Genomic DNA, 18,629 nt, shown 5'->3' on the forward strand with positions numbered 1-18,629 from the left:
ATTAATGCATTTCATTAGGCTGATCTGAATCACTTTTCGCCACGGGTTTACGGATCAATAAAACCGCAACAACTGCAATCAATAGAAAACATGCCATGATAAGAAACACATCATTATAGGCTTGAATATATGCCTGCTGTGACATGTTTTTAGCTAGTAAAGCATAGGCTTGTGAGTTAGCACTCACCGCATCAGAACCCGCAATTTGCAGTATCGAACTGGTATGCTGAATATAGTTATAAGCTTGGGCACTGACTGCTGGCAACGTCTCTTTAATATGGGCCAAATGAACTCGAGCTAAATTATCGGTTAACGTTGCCACCAGCGCGATACCAAAAGCCCCACCTAAATTACGCATCACATTGAGCACTGTCGATGCCGAGGCATTTTCATGTGCTTGAAGATGCATTGTCGCCAAAATACCAATAGGCACTAAAATAAACGGCTGTCCTAACGCTCGTACTATTTGCGAAGCAATCATTTGATCGCCAGCGTAATCCATGGTCATATGGCTATTCATATAATAACTGGTCGCAAATAAAGCAAACCCAAGTGCAGCCAAATATCGCGGATCAAACTTCTGCATTAATTTAGGCACTAATGGCAGTACCAGCAACTGCGGAAAGCCCATCCACATAATCACTTCACCAATTTCTAGCGGGGTATAATCATGAATTTGTGATAAATACAGCGGGATCATATAAATCGCCCCAAATAGGGCCATCCCCAGTAAGAAATACGCCACCGTAGATAAGGCAAAGTCTCGCTGAGCAAGCAGACGAATATTCACTAATGGCTGAGCTTTACGTAACTGGATCCAAATAAACAAGCTGATATTGATCGCGGCAATAATGGCGAGGTTACGAATAAGATCAGAGCCAAACCAGTCTTTACGGTTGCCCTCTTCTAGCACAACTTCTAAACAGCCCATACCCAACGCCATGGTGACAATGCCTGAATAATCGGCGTCTTTTAACTTATCCCAAATGATTGGTTTGCGCTCTAAACCATAAGCTAACATCGCCATCACTAATAAGCCTGGTGGAACATTGATATAGAATAAATAATGCCAGCTAAACTGTTCGGTTAGCCAACCACCTAGCGTCGGCCCAATGGAAGGGGCAAATGTTGCGGTTACCCCAAACAAAGCCATACCCATGGCGCGTTTATTGTCGGGTAAAAACTCAAGAATTAATCGAAATGCTAACGGAATTAATGCCCCGCCAAAAAATCCCTGCAAGGCACGAAAAGCGATCATTGACTCAAGGTTCCAAGACATTGAGCACAATATAGAGGCCACAATAAAGGCAGCGGTAGTCCACAGTAAATAACGGCGAGTCGATAACCCAGTACTTAACCAACCAGATAAAGGAATGGCAATCATTTCAGCCACTAAATAAGCGGTAGCAATCCAACTGCCTTCTTCTAAAGTGGCGCCTAAACTACCTTGAATTTCTTTCATCGACGCATTGGTGATTTGAATATCCAAAATAGCCATAAAGGCACCGATTAAGCCGCCCGCAACAGCTATCCAAGAACGTTTGCTACCGCGCTGATACCCCGTCGGTTTATCACTCACAGTACTCATAGGGCCGACTGTTGATACATCTGCCTCAGTGGCTGACTGGCTCATATTAATGCCCTGCAGTCACAGACATTGCTTGACCAGCTGTTGCCTTAGCGAGTTCGTGAGATTGGGTTGCAGACTCAGTATCGACTTCAACCACAGCGCTTAATCCTGGTAAAATACGCCCAATAGCAGATGAGGGTTGATCACGTTCAAGACGAATACGCACCGGAATACGTTGAACAATTTTGGTAAAGTTACCGGTCGCATTCTCTGCGGGTAACAAGCTAAATTTAGAACCCGATGCAGGTGCTAAACTGTCGATAAATCCGCTAAACACATCATCAGGATAAGCATCTAAACTCACCTTAACGGCTTGTCCGGCTTGCATGTGCTCAATTTGAGTTTCTTTAAAGTTAGCCGTAATCCACACTTGTGCATCTGGCACTAAGCTAAACAATGCTTGCCCTGGTTGAACATACTGGCCCACCATTGCACCACGCTTACCTATAATCCCTGCAAAAGGTGCAGTAACACGTGTATCCACCAATTGAATATTAGCCAACTCGACACTGGCCATTGCCTGATCGACATCCGCTTGTACTTGTAATAATTGCGCATTAAATACCGACAATTCACGCTGTTTAGCCACTAATGCGGCTTGCGCCTCATCGACATGAGCCGATGCTGAATCGAAACCTGCCTGAAGTTGGTCAACATCATTTTGTGAACTGTAATTACTGATTTTTAATTTCTGTGAACGCTTCAATTGTTGTTGCGCAATTAACTGCTCTGACTGTGAAGCCACAACGGTAGCCTTCGCTTGATTAATTAATGCCTGTTGTAAATCAACCTTTGCCGCTAGAGTTTGTAAGTTTGCTTGCGTACTCGCTAACACAGCTTTGCTTTGAGCTAGCTTGGCAACAAATTGGCTGTCTTCCAATTGAGCCAGCAGTTCACCTTTGTTGACGTGTTGATTATCAACCACAGCAGATTGCACAATATAGCCGGGAACTTTTACACTGATATTGGAAATATCAGCCTCAACATACGCATTGTCCGTTGACTCGATATATCGAACTTGTGACCACCAATAAACGCCTGCAACAACTAACACAACGATAATACCTGGCACTAACACTAACCGCTTATTGATAGACATATTTGACTCCTAATTTATTCTGCTCTAGTTTACTACTGTTTCCTTAAGTTTATTAGATAGTAAAAATTCAACCCACTGTTTCACAGGTGTAACAATATGGATCTCAATCGCGTTCAAATATTCTCGCAAGTCGTAGAACAAGGTAGTTTTACCGGTGCAGCCAGAGCACTGGGAATAACCAAAGCCACTGTGAGTCGTAAAATCGCAGATCTAGAAGCCGATGCCGGTGTGCAATTACTGTTTCGCACCACAAGGTCATTGAAACTCACTGAAGCGGGTTCAAGTTATTACCATCGCATTAGTAAAATTCTACAAGATTTACAAAATGCCGAAGATCTTCTCAGTGCGAGCCAGCAAGACATCAAAGGCAATTTAAAAGTGATTTGCCCTATCGAGCTAGGACAATTATTTTTAGGTCGTATTCTTGCGCGGTTTCTGGCGGCTTACCCTAATATCACCATCGATGCAGAACTGACTAACCGTAAAATTGATGTGATTGAAGAAGGGGTCGATTTTCTATTTCAAATTACCGAACAACGTGATCCTAAGCTGCAAAGCTACTCGTTAGTCACTGCTAGCCGGTTGTTAATGGCAAGTCCAAATTACCTTAAGCGTCATGGCACACCACAAATACCGCAAGATTTAATGTTCCACACCGCAATTAAGTTACAGTCGGCCCACATTGATGGTGGCTGGCGTATTTTTGATGGCAGCCAATGGCTTGATCTCGATCCCCCTGCACAGCTAAAAGTCAATAATGTCACCTTTGCCCGAGAGGCTGCTATTGAAGGTCTAGGCATTACTGCGGTACCGGTTTTTATTGCACAAGAAGCCATCGACAGTAAGCAACTGATACCGATATTAGAAGACTTTCCAATGATGCAAACCAAGGTCACCCTGAGTTTTCCACAGCGCGTATATTTACCCCGTAAATACCGAGTGTTTGTAGAGTTTTTATACGCCGCCTTGTTTGAGCATTGGGGCGAAGGTGTACTTGAGATCCCCGATTTTGTCCAACAAAGCAATCATAATTAAAGATGAGTTTTTAAGCACAAAATAATCTATAGAATAAATAGATATTTTTAACTGACTAGGTGCTAGTATCAACTTAATAAGGTGATTAATTTAGATCATAGAGGTAAGTTCTCGCACATCATTAATTCGCAATATCAATGATAAGTTTGGTTCAGTAAATTGTTCAAAGGCTAAGTAAGTATTAAGTGGCTGATTCATTAGCACCTTCGATACTAACAACAAAAATTACCATTTATTAGTTACGCATTATGCGTGCTAGGAGTCATACAAATGAGCAAAGAACGTAATAATTCAAAAGAAGCGAAGAAAAAGCCGGCATTATCTTTAAAAGAGAAACGTGCGGTTAAGCAGTCGAAAAATTCACCTGAAAATTTTGCCAGTAAAATCAAATAATTTATACGTCGTTTAGCGGATAAATAGCTTGATGTAACCATATTGAGCACATAAAAATACCGAGCTAATTGCTCGGTATTTTTGTTTGGAACCTATTGATTAGCACTCTAGATACAGCACCAGCACTCTACTTAACAAAGTATTAGAACTTGTACTTCACGCCCACTTTAAGCTGCCAAGCTGATTTGTTAATGTCATAAGTATCGTAATTGTTAGTCTCAATACCATCTTGGCCAAATGGAACAGAATAAGTATAAACTCCCGTCGCCGCATTGTAGTCATGATCAACCAGCTTAGCGCTGTTAAAGCTTTGGTATTCAACCACGCCCCAATCTTCATTAACTAGGTTAAGTACGTTTTTGATATCGAAGTATAAAATACCTTTATGCTCGTCAGTAAACCCTGGTAATTCTTGCGTAAAGCGGAAGTCTAGCTGATGTATCCATGGTTGGTTGTCGGTGCCTTTTGGTGCTATACCGCCGGCATATTGGCCTAAACCTATTTCATCAATTGCCGCTTTAAACTCCTCATAAGTTAATCCACCAGCATACTCAACATTAGTATCATCAGCACCTGTTGGAATGTAAGGTAGATAATATGATGCGCCAGCAAACTTGCTTTGGTCACCTAAATTGCCATCACGATATGAACCTAGTGTCCACGTTAATGGGTTACCTTCACGCGCTTCGTAGAATAAGTTAAAGCTAGAGTTGTAACCTGCAACAAACTCTACGTCATAACCCAAGCTAAAGGTGAAGCGATGCGGTGTTTCATAATAGCCAGTGCCCATAGTGGTGCCATTACGATCATATTGTACTGGGGTATATTGATAGTTAGACGTTGCAGTAGACGACGAGCCTTGGTTGCCTTCTTCAACTGAGTTATAAGCATAACCTGCACGCATGCTAAGGCCCATATCCCACTCTTTGGCAATCGACAAACTTAACGTCTTACTGGAGCCATCATCTTCAGCATTGGTTAACATGAGGTCATAACGCTCGGTATTACCACCAGCACCATTATTTGCTAATGGGTCCCAGGTTTCATAAACCACACGGCCAGTGGCATCGGTTTTCACTTGGCGACGGGCTAAATCAACCCATGCTAAGTCGTTTTCTTTTTGAATGTATAAAAACTCACCACCCACAAACCAATTATCACCTAAGGCACCTAAATCCCACGTACTGTCAAAACCAATACTTGCACGCCAGTCTGAAGGTAACTCAAAGTTAGGGTCGATGGCATTAACATTACCGTCGCCACCCACTAAACCCGCTTGAGCATCTGCTGGAATATTGCCAAAATCTGGAGTGCCCCATGCTGGGTTCCAACCTTCGTTATAGCTTAATAAGCTGTTGCCATCATTTGAAAAGCTATTTGAAATCCAAACAGATGGTGAGCCACCACTGTAACGGCCTACACCACCGTATAAGGTCACATCATCACTTAATAAGTATTTAAGCCCTACACGAGGTAACCAAATATCTTGGCCATCTAAGGTTTCGTTGTTAGCAAACCCATATCGATTAACAAAGTTTTCATTAATGGCTGGAGTATCTGACATGCTAATGGTTTCATAACGCATACCGAACGTGAGCTCTAAATCGGCCGTAATATCCCATGAGTCTTCAACAAATAATGCCAAGGTGTCCATGTTAAAACTGGCACTCACATCATTTGGATTACCCGAAGCCGCATTTTGATAACGGAAACTATCGACGGCGCCTGCCGCTAAGTTATCAATAGAATCAAACTCCCAATTGCCCAACACATCTTGAGCAAATAAGTTGAATATTTCAACGCTATTGTACTGAGCACCAAAGCCAATATCGTGGTCGCCTAGGTAATAATCACCCACAAAACGTAGCTCAAGATTTTGGTTATTTAATTCATTTGCTTGGCGAGAACTGTCAGTGCCAAAAATGACTTTGTCACCTGACTTTTCGAAGGTTTGTACCGACACCATACCTATGCCTAAATCATCAATGGTTTTCGATTTAGTGGTGGTATCTTTGTAAGCGATTTTGATTTCAGTACTAAAATCGTCAGTCCAATCGCTGTATAAGTTGGCCGCGTAGGTTTCTAAAGTTTCTTCTTTGTCATACCAAGTGCTTGATAATTTTAATGACGAATCACCTGATGACATGTTGTTGGTTACATTACCTATGGTCGATTGGTAAGTAAAACTGGCACGGTGTTGGTCGTTAATATTCCAATCCACTTTAGCTAAGATTTTTTCATCTTTTTCTTGTGGTGAGGTGGTGTAACCGCCAATGCTATCAAGACCATATATAGACTGAGCAATTTGTTCTATGCGAATTAGATCTTCTGAAGTCACATCTGACTCATTGGCAAAACCAGCGCCCTTTGGCCCCCACTCTGCCGACGTTGGTGCATCAAAGTTTTCATATGAGCCAAAGAAAAACAAAGTGTCTTTAATCAGAGGAAAACCAACCGTGCCGCCGAATGTGGTCTCTTCAAAATCTTGGGTTAAGGTGTCACCAGAGTCCTGGTCTTTACCATCACCCGCCATGCTGTCGTTGGTGGTTTCCCAAAAAACAGTCCCGGATAAATCATTGGTGCCCGACTTAGTTACTGCATTAATTTGTGCGCCGGTAAAACCACCACTACGAGCAGAGTAAGGCGATACGTTAAGCGCTACACTCTCCACTGCATCGATAGAAATAGGTGAACGCTGAGTTGGGTAGCCATTTGAATTAAGTCCAAAATCATCGTTTTGAGAAATACCGTCTACCACAAAAGTGTTAAAACGTGGGTTCATGCCCGCCACGCTCATTGAAATACCGTCGGTACCCACAACAGCCATTGGGTTTTGGCGCAACACATCTTTTAAATCACGGCTAATACCGGGTGCGTTAGCGATATCTTGCTCACCAAAGTCACTGTTACCGCCGGCGCTGCGATGAAAGCTTGCACTGCCAACGACACCAACACGCTCCATCGTAGAAGTGGCTTCTAGTGTGCGGTTAAAACGGAATGTTTCGCCTAATCCTAAGTAGACATTGTCTTCAACTGTGTCAGCAAACACATCAGAATCGACTTTAATAATGTAAGGACCACCGACACGTAAACCGCGGGCAGTAAATTGCCCATTATCAGAAACAGGAACTTCGGTAACGGTACCGGTAGGCTGATGGATAATAGTAATTTTTGCATCAGTAACAGCATTACCAGCAGGACCTATAATCTGACCACGAATATCAGATGCGGTATCTGCCGCCATTGCAGGTAAAGCAATTCCCATAGCAAAACATGTCGCGAGCGCGAGACGACTGATTTTATGATTAAGCAACATTTCAAACCCCTGAATATTTTTATATTTTAATGTTTAGTTACCCGTTTATCGGGCTTAGTAAATCAATAGAGCAAAAACTTCAGGGCGAAGTCTAAGGACGATATGTTGCATTTTAATGTCATTTTTAAACGAAAAAATTAACCGCAAAACAACTTTGGAGTAACACATAAATGTCATATTGTTGCTATATAGTCGCGACTCAAGTCTGTGTCACGTAACAATAATTTCATACGCTGGCACATTAAAGACGCTGTTATTGCCTTAACAACAATGAATTGGAAGTTTTATGAAATCGTCTGTTTTACTGAATAACATGTTATTGCTAGTGGGCAGTGTATTGTTCACCTTAACGTTCAGCCTACCTGCCAAAGCATTTGGTCAATTAGGCCACAGAATTGTAGGCCAAATCGCTCAAGCCAATTTATCCCCGACAGCTCAACAGAAAATAAACCAACTGACAGGTGGCGAAAGCTTAGCGCAAATGTCAACTTGGGCTGATGAAATCCGCTCAGACAACGCTTGGGATCGCGCTGCGCCATGGCATTACATTTCAATTGAAGACGATGAGTCGTGGAAAACGGTTAAGCGCAATGCTGATGGCGATATCATCGAAAGTTTGCAACGATTTGAAAAAATATTAGTAAACCCTAAAGCCAGCCAACAAGAGAAATGGCAAGCATTGGCATTTTACGTACATTTTGTCGGCGACATTCATCAACCACTACATGTGGGTCACAGCCATGATAAAGGTGGGAATACAATTAAACTCAAGTGGTTTGGTGAGCACACAAATTTGCATACTGTGTGGGACAGCAAGCTAATTGAACAGCAGCAGTTAAGCTTTACAGAGTACAGTGATTTTTTAACGCGTATTAGCGAACAACAACGCAAAATGTGGAGTGGTCAAAGCTATTATCAATGGGCTGATGAGTCGAAAGCATTAAGGCAAAGGGCTTACCAGCTCGAACAGAATTATCAAGATGAAGACGATTTACGTTTTAACTACGTATTTACCCATAAACCCATTATCGAGCAGCGATTGCAGCAAGCTGGCATTAGATTGGCTGAAAAACTCAACGCTATTTTTAACTAGCACTTTTCTGACTAGCGCTATTGCTTACCTGTACTCGTTTCGACTGACACTATATTGTGAATTAATAATGTTTTAGCCTAATAAAAAGCCAGTGATATTTATCACTGGCTTTTTTATGTGCTTAATTCGCGATGGTTAACAAGCTTTAGCTAACACGCTTGAGTTAACTCGCTATGGTTAACATTTGGTTTAACTTATTACGAGCAACAACCTTTCTCTTTATTGCCTTTTGGGATCATGTCCCACAATACTTTGGCCATTAACACCGCTAGCACGATACCAGAAACCGCCACTACGCCTTGAGGTAATAAGGCATGCTCTTCACCAATCTGCGGCATCACTTCAAAACCAAAGGTATCCACTAAGTAATTAACTAGTACACCAAAAACTAACGCCACACCGATAACGCCACCTAAGTAACCATATAATGCACGCTTGCCTAACTCTTTAGTCACCACGCCTAAGGTTGCAATATTGGTTGCAGGGCCTGCCATCATAAATACCAGTACCGCGCCGGGTGACACCCCTGCTAATAGCAAGCCTGCAGCAATAGGCGTTGAAGCCGTAGCACAGATATACATCGGGATCGACACCAAAACCATCACTAACATCGCCAGAATGCCGTCGCCCCATTTGACTAAAAAGTCAGCTGGTACATAAGTCTGCACGATGGCGGCAAAAAATAACCCGACTAATAACCACAAGGTAGTGTCTTTCACTAAATCCGTTGCGGCATAATGCAAACCCGATAACACACGGCTGAATACACTGTTGTGCTTCAACTCTGTTGCCATATCTTGAGTCGATGCACAGCAGCTGGCTTCATCACTACTTTCACTTATCGCAGGGTTTACTGTCGTTGCTGTGCTGCAACAGCTTGTCGATATCGCTTCGACCTTTGGCTCCGCTTTGCTACTGCAGCAACTTGATGTAACGGTTGCAGCTGGTGTTTCGTCTTTTATTACGTCATCTTTTGCTTTTGTGCTGCAACAGGCAGCAGGTGCAGACTCGGCTGGTTTATCCGCAGCTTTACTACTACAGCAACTGCTTTGCTTTACTTGCGAACGACTGCCACCGATTGATTGCGCTGCTGTCATCGGGCTCAATATCGGTCCTGAATTAACCGACTCTGATTTAATCGCTGTCATTTTCACGCCAGCATTTTGCATAGTGCTCGTGGTTGTTTTACCTGTAGATGTCGTTTCAGAGCTGGCGTCTGAGCTAGCAGTTGATTTGGGTCCACAGCATGATGATACCGGCTTGGCACTCGCTGATGAATCAGTGGCCGTTTTCGCTTTAGCAGATGTTGACGCAGGAATACCATCATCGTCATCACGGCCCACTAATAAACCCGCCACTATCGCGCTAGTAATCGCCGCTATCGGACGCACTATCGCCATAAAAGGCCCGAGTAATACATACGATACGGTAATTGAGTCAACGCCAGTTTCGGGTGTAGACACTAAAAAAGAGGTTGTTGCCGCTTTTGAGGCGCCAGCTCGACGTAAACCAACTGCTGCGGGGATAACACCACACGAACACAAAGGTAAAGGTGCACCTAATAATGCTGCCTTAACGACGGTTTTCATTCCATGGCCGCCAAGTTGCTTTTGCATCCATGCCATCGGCACAAATACTTTTAGCAACCCGGCCAGCACTAAGCCCAGTAACAACCACGGAGCAGATTCTAAAAATAAATGAAGAAAATTGGTCAATAACATACTTAATCCTTATGACCTGAATGAGCAAAATGATGATGTTCTTTTTTAGCAATAATGTGTTTGTCAGACGACTCTAACGCTTCAAGTATCGAGCAATGCTCGGCGCTATCAGGGCCACCACAACAGGTATTCGATAAACTTTTTAGCGATGTTGCAAAGTGTTGTAACTCTGCCAGTTTGGCTTCCACTTGCTCAAGCTTGGTATCAACCAAACCTTTAACGTCTGCACAGGCACGATTGGACTTGTCCACTTCTATAGATAATAAATCGGCAATATCGTTAAGCGAGAAACCAACCGCTTTAGCGCGTAATATAAACTTGAGCCGTTCAGAGTCAGCTTGGTTGTATAACCGATACCCAGAATCAGAGCGACTTGAAGGTGATAACAAACCATGCTTTTCGTAAAACCGTAATGTGTCTGCTTTAATGTCATATAAAGCAGAAAGTTCGCCTATTCGATACATATGTTAACTCACCATCATGATCTGAATTTTACCTGAGTATAAACCTTGGAGTTTAATCCAAGGTCAAGAGTTGTTGGATAATTATTTTTGCGTACCTTTGTTCTTATTTCAATATTGTGAAATCACACAGAAAAAACACCCAATAGAAGCGGTTTACGATAAAATACGCCCGCCTGATCACAACACAGTAAGCCTCGACGGTGTTAAGCAATCTAAAAAACACTATGAGGGACTTTGGTAAAGCAGACTTTAATTGACTCTGTTTTACTAAAGCTCCTTAAAATCAAACTAGCGGACCTGTACCTACATGAATAATGTCAGACCAATTCGTCGCGCGCTATTAAGCGTATCAGATAAAACTGGAATCCTTGAGTTTGCACAAGCGCTGCATGCACAAGGTGTTGAACTCTTATCAACGGGCGGTACTGCAAAGTTACTTGCAGACAATAATATCCCGGTAATGGAAGTGTCTGACTACACGGGTCACCCAGAAATTATGGATGGCCGTGTTAAAACCCTACACCCAAAAATTCACGGTGGCATTCTAGCTCGCCGCGGTATTGACGAAATCGTCATGGAACAAAACGCCATTAAGCCTATCGACTTAGTTGCGGTTAACTTATACCCATTTGCTGAAACCGTTGCAAAACCAGGTTGCACCTTAGCGGACGCTGTTGAGAACATCGACATTGGCGGCCCAACCATGGTGCGTTCTACGGCTAAAAACCACAAAGACACAACAATAGTCGTTAACGCTAAAGATTACGGCCGCGTGATTGCAGAAATGCAAGCCAACAACGGCAGCACTACTTTAGAGACGCGTTTTGACTTAGCCATTGCCGCCTTTGAACATACCGCAGCGTATGACGGCATGATTGCTAACTACTTTGGTACTATGGTGCCAGCGCACAGTAACGACGAATGTCATGACGACTCAACGTTCCCACGTACTTTCAACAGTCAGTTTGTCAAAAAACAAGACTTACGTTACGGTGAAAACAGCCATCAAAAAGCGGCGTTTTATGTCGACACGCAAATTGATGAAGCTTCAGTTGCCAGTGCGATTCAGCTACAAGGTAAGGCTTTGTCTTACAACAATATCGCTGATACCGATTCAGCTCTTGAATGTGTAAAAGAATTCGAAGGCCCAGCCTGCGTTATCGTTAAGCACGCCAACCCTTGTGGTGTGGCATTAGGCGCTAACTTATTAGAAGCTTACGACCGCGCATTTAAAACCGACCCAACATCAGCCTTTGGTGGCATCATTGCCTTTAACCAAGAGTTAGATGCACAAACGGCGCAAGCCATTGTTGACCGTCAGTTTGTTGAAGTCATCATTGCCCCTAAAGTGAGTCAAGCCGCACGCGACATCATTGCTGCTAAAGCCAACGTGCGTTTATTAGAATGTGGTGAGTGGAATACTAAAACCACAACGCTTGATTACAAACGTGTTAATGGTGGCTTGTTAATACAAGACCGCGATCAAGGCATGGTGAACTTAGAAGACGTTAAAGTCGTGTCTAAGCGTCAACCAACTGCTGAACAGTTAAAAGACTTAATGTTCTGCTGGAAAGTGGCTAAGTTTGTTAAATCTAACGCCATTGTTTACGCCAAAGACGGCATGACTATCGGTGTCGGTGCAGGCCAAATGAGCCGGGTATATTCAGCTAAAATAGCGGGAATAAAAGCTGCCGATGAAAGCCTAGTGGTTGAAAATTCAGTAATGGCATCAGATGCATTTTTCCCATTCCGTGATGGTATCGACGCTGCTGCAGCGGCAGGTATTAGCTGCATCATTCAACCGGGCGGTTCAATTCGCGATGAAGAAATCATCGCCGCAGCAGACGAGCACGGTATGGCAATGGTATTTACTGGCATGCGTCACTTCCGCCACTAAGCAACGCTAATATCAAATATGGGTATCGCTTATCACTCATGTTTTTGCTAAATGCTTTTGCAAAAATAGATAACAAGCGATACTTTTTAAATTTTGTTTAAACGAATTAGAGCATAGCTATTTTTTCTAGTTCAATGAAAGCACGCGCAGCTTATAAGTATAAGTGAGCATGCTTGAAGCAGAAATAGAGAACATAGCGCAGCTATAAAAGGATTGAAGATGCAGGTACTTATAATTGGTGGCGGCGGTCGTGAACATGCTCTAGCTTGGAAAGCGGCTCAGTCAGCTCAAGTAACAAAAGTGTTTGTTGCACCCGGTAATGCTGGTACGTCTTTAGAACCTAAGTTAGAAAACGTGGCTATTGATGTTGAACAAATTGACGCACTTGTCGCCTTTGCCAAAGATAACGCCATCGCAATTACCATCGTCGGCCCAGAAGTGCCATTATCACTAGGCGTAGTTGATGCGTTTAATGCTGCAGGCTTACCTATTTTTGGCCCAACTAAAGGCGCGGCACAGCTTGAATCGTCAAAAGCGTTCACCAAAGACTTTTTAGCGCGCCACAACATTCCTACTGCTGACTACTCAAACTTCACTGAGATTGCACCGGCTAAAGCTTATTCGGCAATATTAACCGCTAAAACGGGTTTCCCAGTCGTGATTAAAGCCGACGGTTTAGCAGCAGGTAAAGGTGTGATTATCGCAGCTAACCAAGTTGAAGCGGATGCCGCTATTGATGACATGCTCGCGGGTAATAAGTTTGGTGATGCCGGTTCACGCGTAGTGATTGAAGAGTTTTTAAAAGGTGAAGAAGCCAGTTTTATCGTAATGGTAGACGGCAAAAACATTCTTGCTATGGCCACCAGCCAAGACCATAAAGCCCGTGACAATGCAGACCAAGGCCCTAACACTGGCGGCATGGGTGCGTACTCACCAGCTCCTGTGGTAACACAAGCTGTACACGATTGGACTATCGCTAATGTCATTCGCCCAACAGTTGATGGCATGACAGCTGAAGGTAATGTTTACACCGGCTTTTTATATGCAGGGTTAATGATTGCACCAGATGGCAGCGCCAAAGTACTTGAATACAATTGCCGCTTTGGCGACCCAGAAACCCAGCCTATTATGATGCGTTTGCAATCAGATATCGTTGAACTTTGTTTAGCCGCAACTCGTGGAGAATTAGACAAAGTCACAGCAGAGTTTGACTCACGTGCAGCAGTAGGTGTTGTCATGGCAGCTGGCGGTTATCCAGATGCTTACAATAAAGGCGATGTGATTGATGGCCTAACCCTTGGCGACACTAACGGTAAAGTGTTCCATGCAGGAACAAGTATGAAAGACGGCCATGTGGTGACTAACGGCGGCCGCGTATTGTGCGCTACTGCTCTGGGCAACACAGTAACCGAAGCCCAGCAAGCCGCTTACGATTTAGTGGATGCCATCCATTGGGATGACGTGTACTTCCGTACTGATATTGCTTATCGCGCCATTGCTCGTGAACAAGCTAAAACCTAATAGTAGATTTGGTTTAGCTTGTTAGAAAATCCCTTTGATGGCAACAACATCATAGGGATTTTTTATATCCGCTTGTAACGCAAAAGATTAATTACTGTTTACATTATCCATAACCCGCAACTTTTATGATTTAGATCACAAAAATGACCCTGATCAAGGCGCAAGCTAGTAACTGAAAAGGAGTGTGATTACCTTGGCTGTTATTCAAACTCCTGAACTTTAGATAACGTACTCGTAATGATTATTGGAGGATAAAATGAAAGTTAATACTAGCGACCTGATTTATCAAGGTGAAAAAGCCGGAGTGCATAATTGGGACACCTTCTCGGGCACCTCTTTCTATTGGCATCCAGATTGGTTACATATTGCAGAAGATATGACAGGCCATAAAGCCCTAGAAAAAATTGATATTCCTCAAGGTGAAGCCACTAAAGCTGATGCCGAAAAGGCCATCTTAAAACATTTAAATAAATAACTGGCTTAATATTGTCATTAATAGCCATAAATTGCGTCCAAAGAACGATCAAATCTGCACGTTTTCATGAGGATACTTCTGGTCCCACCAGATATCCTCAGCGGCTATTTATTCACATTAACCGACCTATTTGACATATATAACCACGCAAAGTAATTAACCAAGCATACTACTCAAAAGCTGCAGCAATCTGCCCATCTATAAATTATTACTCAAGCCCAACAATGTTCGACTTAACAGGCATTTTTATGTCAGGATGTGCTTCTGTTACAAATAAGTTACTAACTTATTATAATAACACTTAGCCAACTCACACGAATGAGATATTGGTCAAAAATAATAACAACAAAGGAAGTAGTATGTCTCAATCGGCGTCGTTCAAACCGTCTTCATCGGAGCACAAGCAACCCAGCTTACTTGATGCACTAATCCCCGTTTTTGCCCTTATTCTTATGCTCGCGGCAGCGGTTTATCTGTTTTCATCGGATAGCTCATCAGGCGCCAATCAAATCGCATTAGTGTTAGCGGCATGTATTGCAATGATCATCGGTTATAAAAATGGCTATAGCTGGAATCAAATGGAACGCGGTATCGTCAAAAGTATTGGGGTTGCGACGGGCGCATTATTAATTTTATTTAGTGTGGGTTCACTGATTGGTACGTGGATTTTAGCCGGTACAGTGCCGACGATGATTTATTATGGTATGCAAATCCTTAACCCAGACTACTTTTATACTGCCTGCTGTTTGTTGTGTGCGGTGGTTGCACTGAGTATTGGTAGCTCGTGGACCGTTGCAGGCACCTTAGGTATTGCCTTAGTGGGTATTTCGTCAGCAATGGGGCTAGACGTTAACATTACTGCCGGCGCTATTATTAGTGGCGCGTATTTTGGCGACAAAATGTCACCAATGTCTGATACAACAAACCTTGCCCCTGCGGTTGCGGGTACTGATATTTTCAGCCATATCCGCCACATGACCTGGACCACTGTGCCGAGCATTATCATTGCCCTGATTGGTTTTACTTTTTTAGGCCTTACAGCAGATGCGGTGCCGATTGAAAATCAACTCGTAGATACTTTGGCTTTATTGGATAAGACCTACAGCCCAGGAATACATTTATTAATCCCGTTATTAGTGGTGTTGTATTTAGCTAACCGCAAAATGCCAGCGTTTCCAACGGTCATATTAGGTACGTTAGCTGGCGCGGTGTGCGCAGCATTATTTCAGTTTGATAACGTGATTGCCTTTGTACACGACGACACATTATTGCCAATGGTCGCGCTAGTGAAAGGTTTATGGATAGCCATGTTTGACGGCTATGTCGCCAACACAGGCGATGAAGTATTAGATAATTTATTAAGCCGTGGTGGCATGAGCAGCATGGTAACAACCGTTTGGCTTATTCTTTGTGCGATGGCATTTGGCGGCGTGATGGAAGTCACCGGATTATTAAACCGTATTTTAGAAAGTATTCTTACCGTCGTCACCGGCACGGCCAGCTTGATTATTACCACCCTGGGCGTGTGTATTGGCGCGAACATTATTACTGCCGATCAATACATTGCCATAGTACTGCCAGGCAGAATGTTAAAGGTGGAATACACCCGCCGTAAATTAGCAGCTGTTAATTTAAGCCGCGCGCTAGAAGACTCAGCAACCGTAACCAGTCCGTTAGTACCCTGGAATACCTGTGGTGCCTTTATGGCAAGTACACTTGGCGTAGCCACTATCGCTTACTTGCCCTACGCCTTCTTTAACTTAGTCTGTCCGTTTATTAGTGCATCTTATGCTTATTTCAATTTCAAAATTGAGCCATTAGACGAAACTAGGATCAGCACTGGCGAAGTCGTTGGTTAACTAAAAAGTCGTCTATTAACCTAGAAATGGGCGATTAACCAAAACGGTCTTTTAACCAACCATAATGATAATAACCCCATTGCCCAAGCCGTCTTGCTTGGGTGAAGGGGAATTTAGGCAAGGGTTGCTGATACAAAGGCAAATTGGGTAAGGTTTCACCGGCAATACTTTGTGCTAAGCGATACGCAGCTTGGCTACTAAAAGACACTCCAGCACCGCAATATCCTAAGCTGTAACCCACGCCACCTTTACTGTACACATGGGGCATGTCATCCATGGCAGCAGCAATCCACCCGGTCCAATTATAGGCCACGGCTTTATTGGTTAAGCTTGGAAAGCACTTATTGAGCGCCATTTTTAAACGCTCACCGTAAACAGGGTTCGCAGCATCTTTGCCCCACACCGCGCCGCGGCCACCAAACAATAAACGGTTGTCGGGTAATAAACGGTAATAGTATTTTAAAATACGGGTGTCCATGGTCACTTGATGAGTATGCAAACCTGCCTGTGCAAGCTCTTGAGCGGTAAGCGGCTCGGTGACAATCACATTGCTTAATATCGGCAAAAACTTATCGTCTATGCGCGGGTTAAACCGTTTAGGCGTATAAGCATTGCCCGCCATAATGACTTTATTGGCAATCAGCTCACCTTTATCGGTAATTAAACGATGTTTACCGCCCTCTTCAATCCACTCTAATACGCAAGATTGCTCAGAAATAGTCACGCCTTGGTTTTGTACCATGTCCTTATAACCTAATAACAATTTAAGCGGATTAAGACCAAAACCGTCTTTTAAACGCAGCGCGCCAAAAGCTTGATGATGATCTAAATACTGGGATCGAAAATCTTGGCTTGAAATAAACTCGGCGCCCGAGTCTTGGCTACTGGCTAAGTGTTGTTGAATATAATTAGCGGCATTTTGCAGCGTGACTAAGGCTTTAGGATTATGCGCCACCTTTAAGTAGCCCGCTTCTTGCGGTTCACAGGCGATATTATGTTGTTTGATTAACCCATCGACTCTAGCCACCGCTTGGGTGAATTCGTCGTATATGCCCTTGGTCGTTGCTAAGTCCCAACGCTTGGTCATGGCGGCATAACCTAATCGACCCGAACCTTTTAATACAAATCCGGCATTGCGGGCACTGGCACCAAAACCGACTTGGTTGGCCTCTAGTACATGGCAATCTATATTGAATTCGGTTGCCAAATAATAGGCAGTTAACAGGCCGGTGAAGCCACCACCCACAATGGCGACATCGGTTTGTTGGCGGCCAGACAAGGCAGCAGTTGGTGCGGGTAAGACTTGAGTGCTTGCCCAATAGCTAGGGGCAAACGTTTGATTATTAGGATGAGAGTTAATCAGCGGATCGTACATATTCATCTTCTTGTTATTATTGATTATTAGAATGTCGTTAAAAAATCAGTAGCATTTCACTGGCAACGCAATGGCAGTCTTCATCGCATATTACGCAAATGTAATCATCACCCATATAACGTTGATGCCAGCGTTGTGGGTGTTGAGCAATCAATTTCCCTCCCGCCTTAGTAAAATACCGCACCGCAGCATTATTAGGACTTTGCTGCCATAAATGGCTGACCCCCGCTTTAGCCCCTTGAGCAATTACCGCAGCTTTAGAGGCGGCTAATAGCTCCCCACCAAGCCCTTGACCACGGGCAGATTCTGCAATGGTGTTTGATTTGAAATAACACACATCGTTAAAATCAACGCCCCACTGATTAACCGTGCACCATTGATCTTGCGGCCATTGTCCCGCGGCATACGTTAACCGAAAGCCAATAAGTTGTTCATTTTCAAGCGCGACAAAATTGGCATTAATGCCATTTTTAATGCCTTTGTGATAAATCGCTGTGAGTTCTTCAATGTCCATATAACCACTGCCGTGGACTATTTCACCTAGGGTTATCACTGCATCAAAGTCAGCGGGAGTCAGTTGTCTAATCATTATTAACCTATTTTCTTCACACCTTAATTCAACTTGAGGTGTGCTCTTATTGTTGGTTTTAGCACACCATATCACACGTCATTATCGGTAAGTTAACGATGTTAATCTTTTGTGATAATTTGGCGATAAGTAGGTGAGATCCATTGTTCATACTGGTTGCAA

At 43.4% G+C, this 18,629-nt stretch carries 14 protein-coding genes; 7 read left to right on the forward strand and 7 right to left on the reverse strand.

Annotation, left to right across the window (positions count from 1 at the left end):
• Window position 1: 1 nt before the first annotated feature.
• Together CXF88_RS07310 and CXF88_RS07315 are read right to left on the reverse strand one after the other, a co-directional pair.
• Entirely contained in the window at window positions 2–1,588 is a 1,587-nt protein-coding gene (locus CXF88_RS07310; protein ID WP_101086332.1) for a DHA2 family efflux MFS transporter permease subunit, read from the reverse strand.
• A gap of 46 nt (window positions 1,589–1,634) precedes the next feature.
• A complete protein-coding gene (locus CXF88_RS07315; RefSeq protein WP_101086230.1) occupies window positions 1,635–2,729 on the reverse strand; it encodes an HlyD family secretion protein in 1,095 nt (364 codons plus the stop codon).
• Window positions 2,730–2,825: 96 nt separating this feature from the next.
• Here CXF88_RS07315 and CXF88_RS07320 point away from each other — a divergent pair, with 96 nt between their 5' ends.
• Both CXF88_RS07320 and CXF88_RS22175 read left to right on the forward strand, forming a co-directional pair.
• Window positions 2,826–3,764: a LysR family transcriptional regulator gene (locus CXF88_RS07320; RefSeq protein ID WP_101086231.1), complete on the forward strand. Its 939-nt coding sequence runs from the start codon at window positions 2,826–2,828 to the stop codon at window positions 3,762–3,764.
• Window positions 3,765–4,034: 270 nt separating this feature from the next.
• Complete coding sequence (locus tag CXF88_RS22175; RefSeq protein ID WP_011635985.1) at window positions 4,035–4,157, forward strand: hypothetical protein; 123 nt, start codon at window positions 4,035–4,037, stop codon at window positions 4,155–4,157.
• A 142-nt stretch (window positions 4,158–4,299) separates the two neighbouring features.
• On the opposite strand, the gene CXF88_RS07325 is transcribed toward CXF88_RS22175, so the two are convergent.
• Window positions 4,300–7,473 (reverse strand): TonB-dependent receptor, encoded by a 3,174-nt coding sequence (locus CXF88_RS07325; RefSeq protein ID WP_101086232.1) that lies wholly within the window; start codon window positions 7,471–7,473, stop codon window positions 4,300–4,302.
• A 286-nt stretch (window positions 7,474–7,759) separates the two neighbouring features.
• Here CXF88_RS07325 and CXF88_RS07330 point away from each other — a divergent pair, with 286 nt between their 5' ends.
• Entirely contained in the window at window positions 7,760–8,566 is an 807-nt protein-coding gene (locus CXF88_RS07330; protein ID WP_101086233.1) for a S1/P1 nuclease, read from the forward strand.
• A gap of 197 nt (window positions 8,567–8,763) precedes the next feature.
• On the opposite strand, the gene CXF88_RS07335 is transcribed toward CXF88_RS07330, so the two are convergent.
• Together CXF88_RS07335 and zntR are read right to left on the reverse strand one after the other, a co-directional pair.
• Window positions 8,764–10,287: an SO_0444 family Cu/Zn efflux transporter gene (locus CXF88_RS07335; protein ID WP_101086234.1), complete on the reverse strand. Its 1,524-nt coding sequence runs from the start codon at window positions 10,285–10,287 to the stop codon at window positions 8,764–8,766.
• A 2-nt stretch (window positions 10,288–10,289) separates the two neighbouring features.
• Window positions 10,290–10,751, reverse strand: coding sequence for a Zn(2+)-responsive transcriptional regulator (gene zntR, locus CXF88_RS07340; protein ID WP_101086235.1), 462 nt, complete (start codon window positions 10,749–10,751; stop codon window positions 10,290–10,292).
• A 307-nt stretch (window positions 10,752–11,058) separates the two neighbouring features.
• Here zntR and purH point away from each other — a divergent pair, with 307 nt between their 5' ends.
• From purH to nhaC, 4 genes are all read left to right on the forward strand, one after another.
• The gene (gene purH / locus CXF88_RS07345; protein ID WP_101086236.1) at window positions 11,059–12,648 is read left to right on the forward strand and encodes a bifunctional phosphoribosylaminoimidazolecarboxamide formyltransferase/IMP cyclohydrolase; all 1,590 of its coding nucleotides are present in this window, start codon (window positions 11,059–11,061) and stop codon (window positions 12,646–12,648) included.
• A 219-nt stretch (window positions 12,649–12,867) separates the two neighbouring features.
• Window positions 12,868–14,169: a phosphoribosylamine--glycine ligase gene (gene purD / locus CXF88_RS07350; protein ID WP_101086237.1), complete on the forward strand. Its 1,302-nt coding sequence runs from the start codon at window positions 12,868–12,870 to the stop codon at window positions 14,167–14,169.
• A gap of 256 nt (window positions 14,170–14,425) precedes the next feature.
• A complete protein-coding gene (locus CXF88_RS07355; protein ID WP_011635980.1) occupies window positions 14,426–14,644 on the forward strand; it encodes a hypothetical protein in 219 nt (72 codons plus the stop codon).
• A gap of 359 nt (window positions 14,645–15,003) precedes the next feature.
• Complete coding sequence (gene nhaC, locus CXF88_RS07360) at window positions 15,004–16,503, forward strand: Na+/H+ antiporter NhaC (protein WP_101086238.1); 1,500 nt, start codon at window positions 15,004–15,006, stop codon at window positions 16,501–16,503.
• A 34-nt stretch (window positions 16,504–16,537) separates the two neighbouring features.
• On the opposite strand, the gene CXF88_RS07365 is transcribed toward nhaC, so the two are convergent.
• Window positions 16,538–17,878, reverse strand: coding sequence for an FAD-binding oxidoreductase (locus tag CXF88_RS07365; protein ID WP_101086239.1), 1,341 nt, complete (start codon window positions 17,876–17,878; stop codon window positions 16,538–16,540).
• 37 nt (window positions 17,879–17,915) lie between these two features.
• On the reverse strand, window positions 17,916–18,467 hold the full coding sequence (locus CXF88_RS07370) for a GNAT family N-acetyltransferase (protein WP_101086240.1): 552 nt from the start codon (window positions 18,465–18,467) through the stop codon (window positions 17,916–17,918).
• Window positions 18,468–18,629 lie beyond the last annotated feature (162 nt).

Origin of the sequence: Shewanella sp. ALD9, assembly GCF_002836315.1 — a bacterium.
Taxonomy (GTDB): domain Bacteria; phylum Pseudomonadota; class Gammaproteobacteria; order Enterobacterales; family Shewanellaceae; genus Shewanella.

Coding starts and splice junctions, on each gene's coding strand:
- CXF88_RS07310 (WP_101086332.1), bottom strand. CDS start 1,588: ATGAGTACTGTGAGTGATAAACCGACGGGGTATCAGCGCGGTAGCAAA.
- CXF88_RS07315 (WP_101086230.1), bottom strand. CDS start 2,729: ATGTCTATCAATAAGCGGTTAGTGTTAGTGCCAGGTATTATCGTTGTG.
- CXF88_RS07320 (WP_101086231.1), top strand. CDS start 2,826: ATGGATCTCAATCGCGTTCAAATATTCTCGCAAGTCGTAGAACAAGGT.
- CXF88_RS22175 (WP_011635985.1), top strand. CDS start 4,035: ATGAGCAAAGAACGTAATAATTCAAAAGAAGCGAAGAAAAAGCCGGCA.
- CXF88_RS07325 (WP_101086232.1), bottom strand. CDS start 7,473: ATGTTGCTTAATCATAAAATCAGTCGTCTCGCGCTCGCGACATGTTTT.
- CXF88_RS07330 (WP_101086233.1), top strand. CDS start 7,760: ATGAAATCGTCTGTTTTACTGAATAACATGTTATTGCTAGTGGGCAGT.
- CXF88_RS07335 (WP_101086234.1), bottom strand. CDS start 10,287: ATGTTATTGACCAATTTTCTTCATTTATTTTTAGAATCTGCTCCGTGG.
- zntR (WP_101086235.1), bottom strand. CDS start 10,751: ATGTATCGAATAGGCGAACTTTCTGCTTTATATGACATTAAAGCAGAC.
- purH (WP_101086236.1), top strand. CDS start 11,059: ATGAATAATGTCAGACCAATTCGTCGCGCGCTATTAAGCGTATCAGAT.
- purD (WP_101086237.1), top strand. CDS start 12,868: ATGCAGGTACTTATAATTGGTGGCGGCGGTCGTGAACATGCTCTAGCT.
- CXF88_RS07355 (WP_011635980.1), top strand. CDS start 14,426: ATGAAAGTTAATACTAGCGACCTGATTTATCAAGGTGAAAAAGCCGGA.
- nhaC (WP_101086238.1), top strand. CDS start 15,004: ATGTCTCAATCGGCGTCGTTCAAACCGTCTTCATCGGAGCACAAGCAA.
- CXF88_RS07365 (WP_101086239.1), bottom strand. CDS start 17,878: ATGTACGATCCGCTGATTAACTCTCATCCTAATAATCAAACGTTTGCC.
- CXF88_RS07370 (WP_101086240.1), bottom strand. CDS start 18,467: ATGATTAGACAACTGACTCCCGCTGACTTTGATGCAGTGATAACCCTA.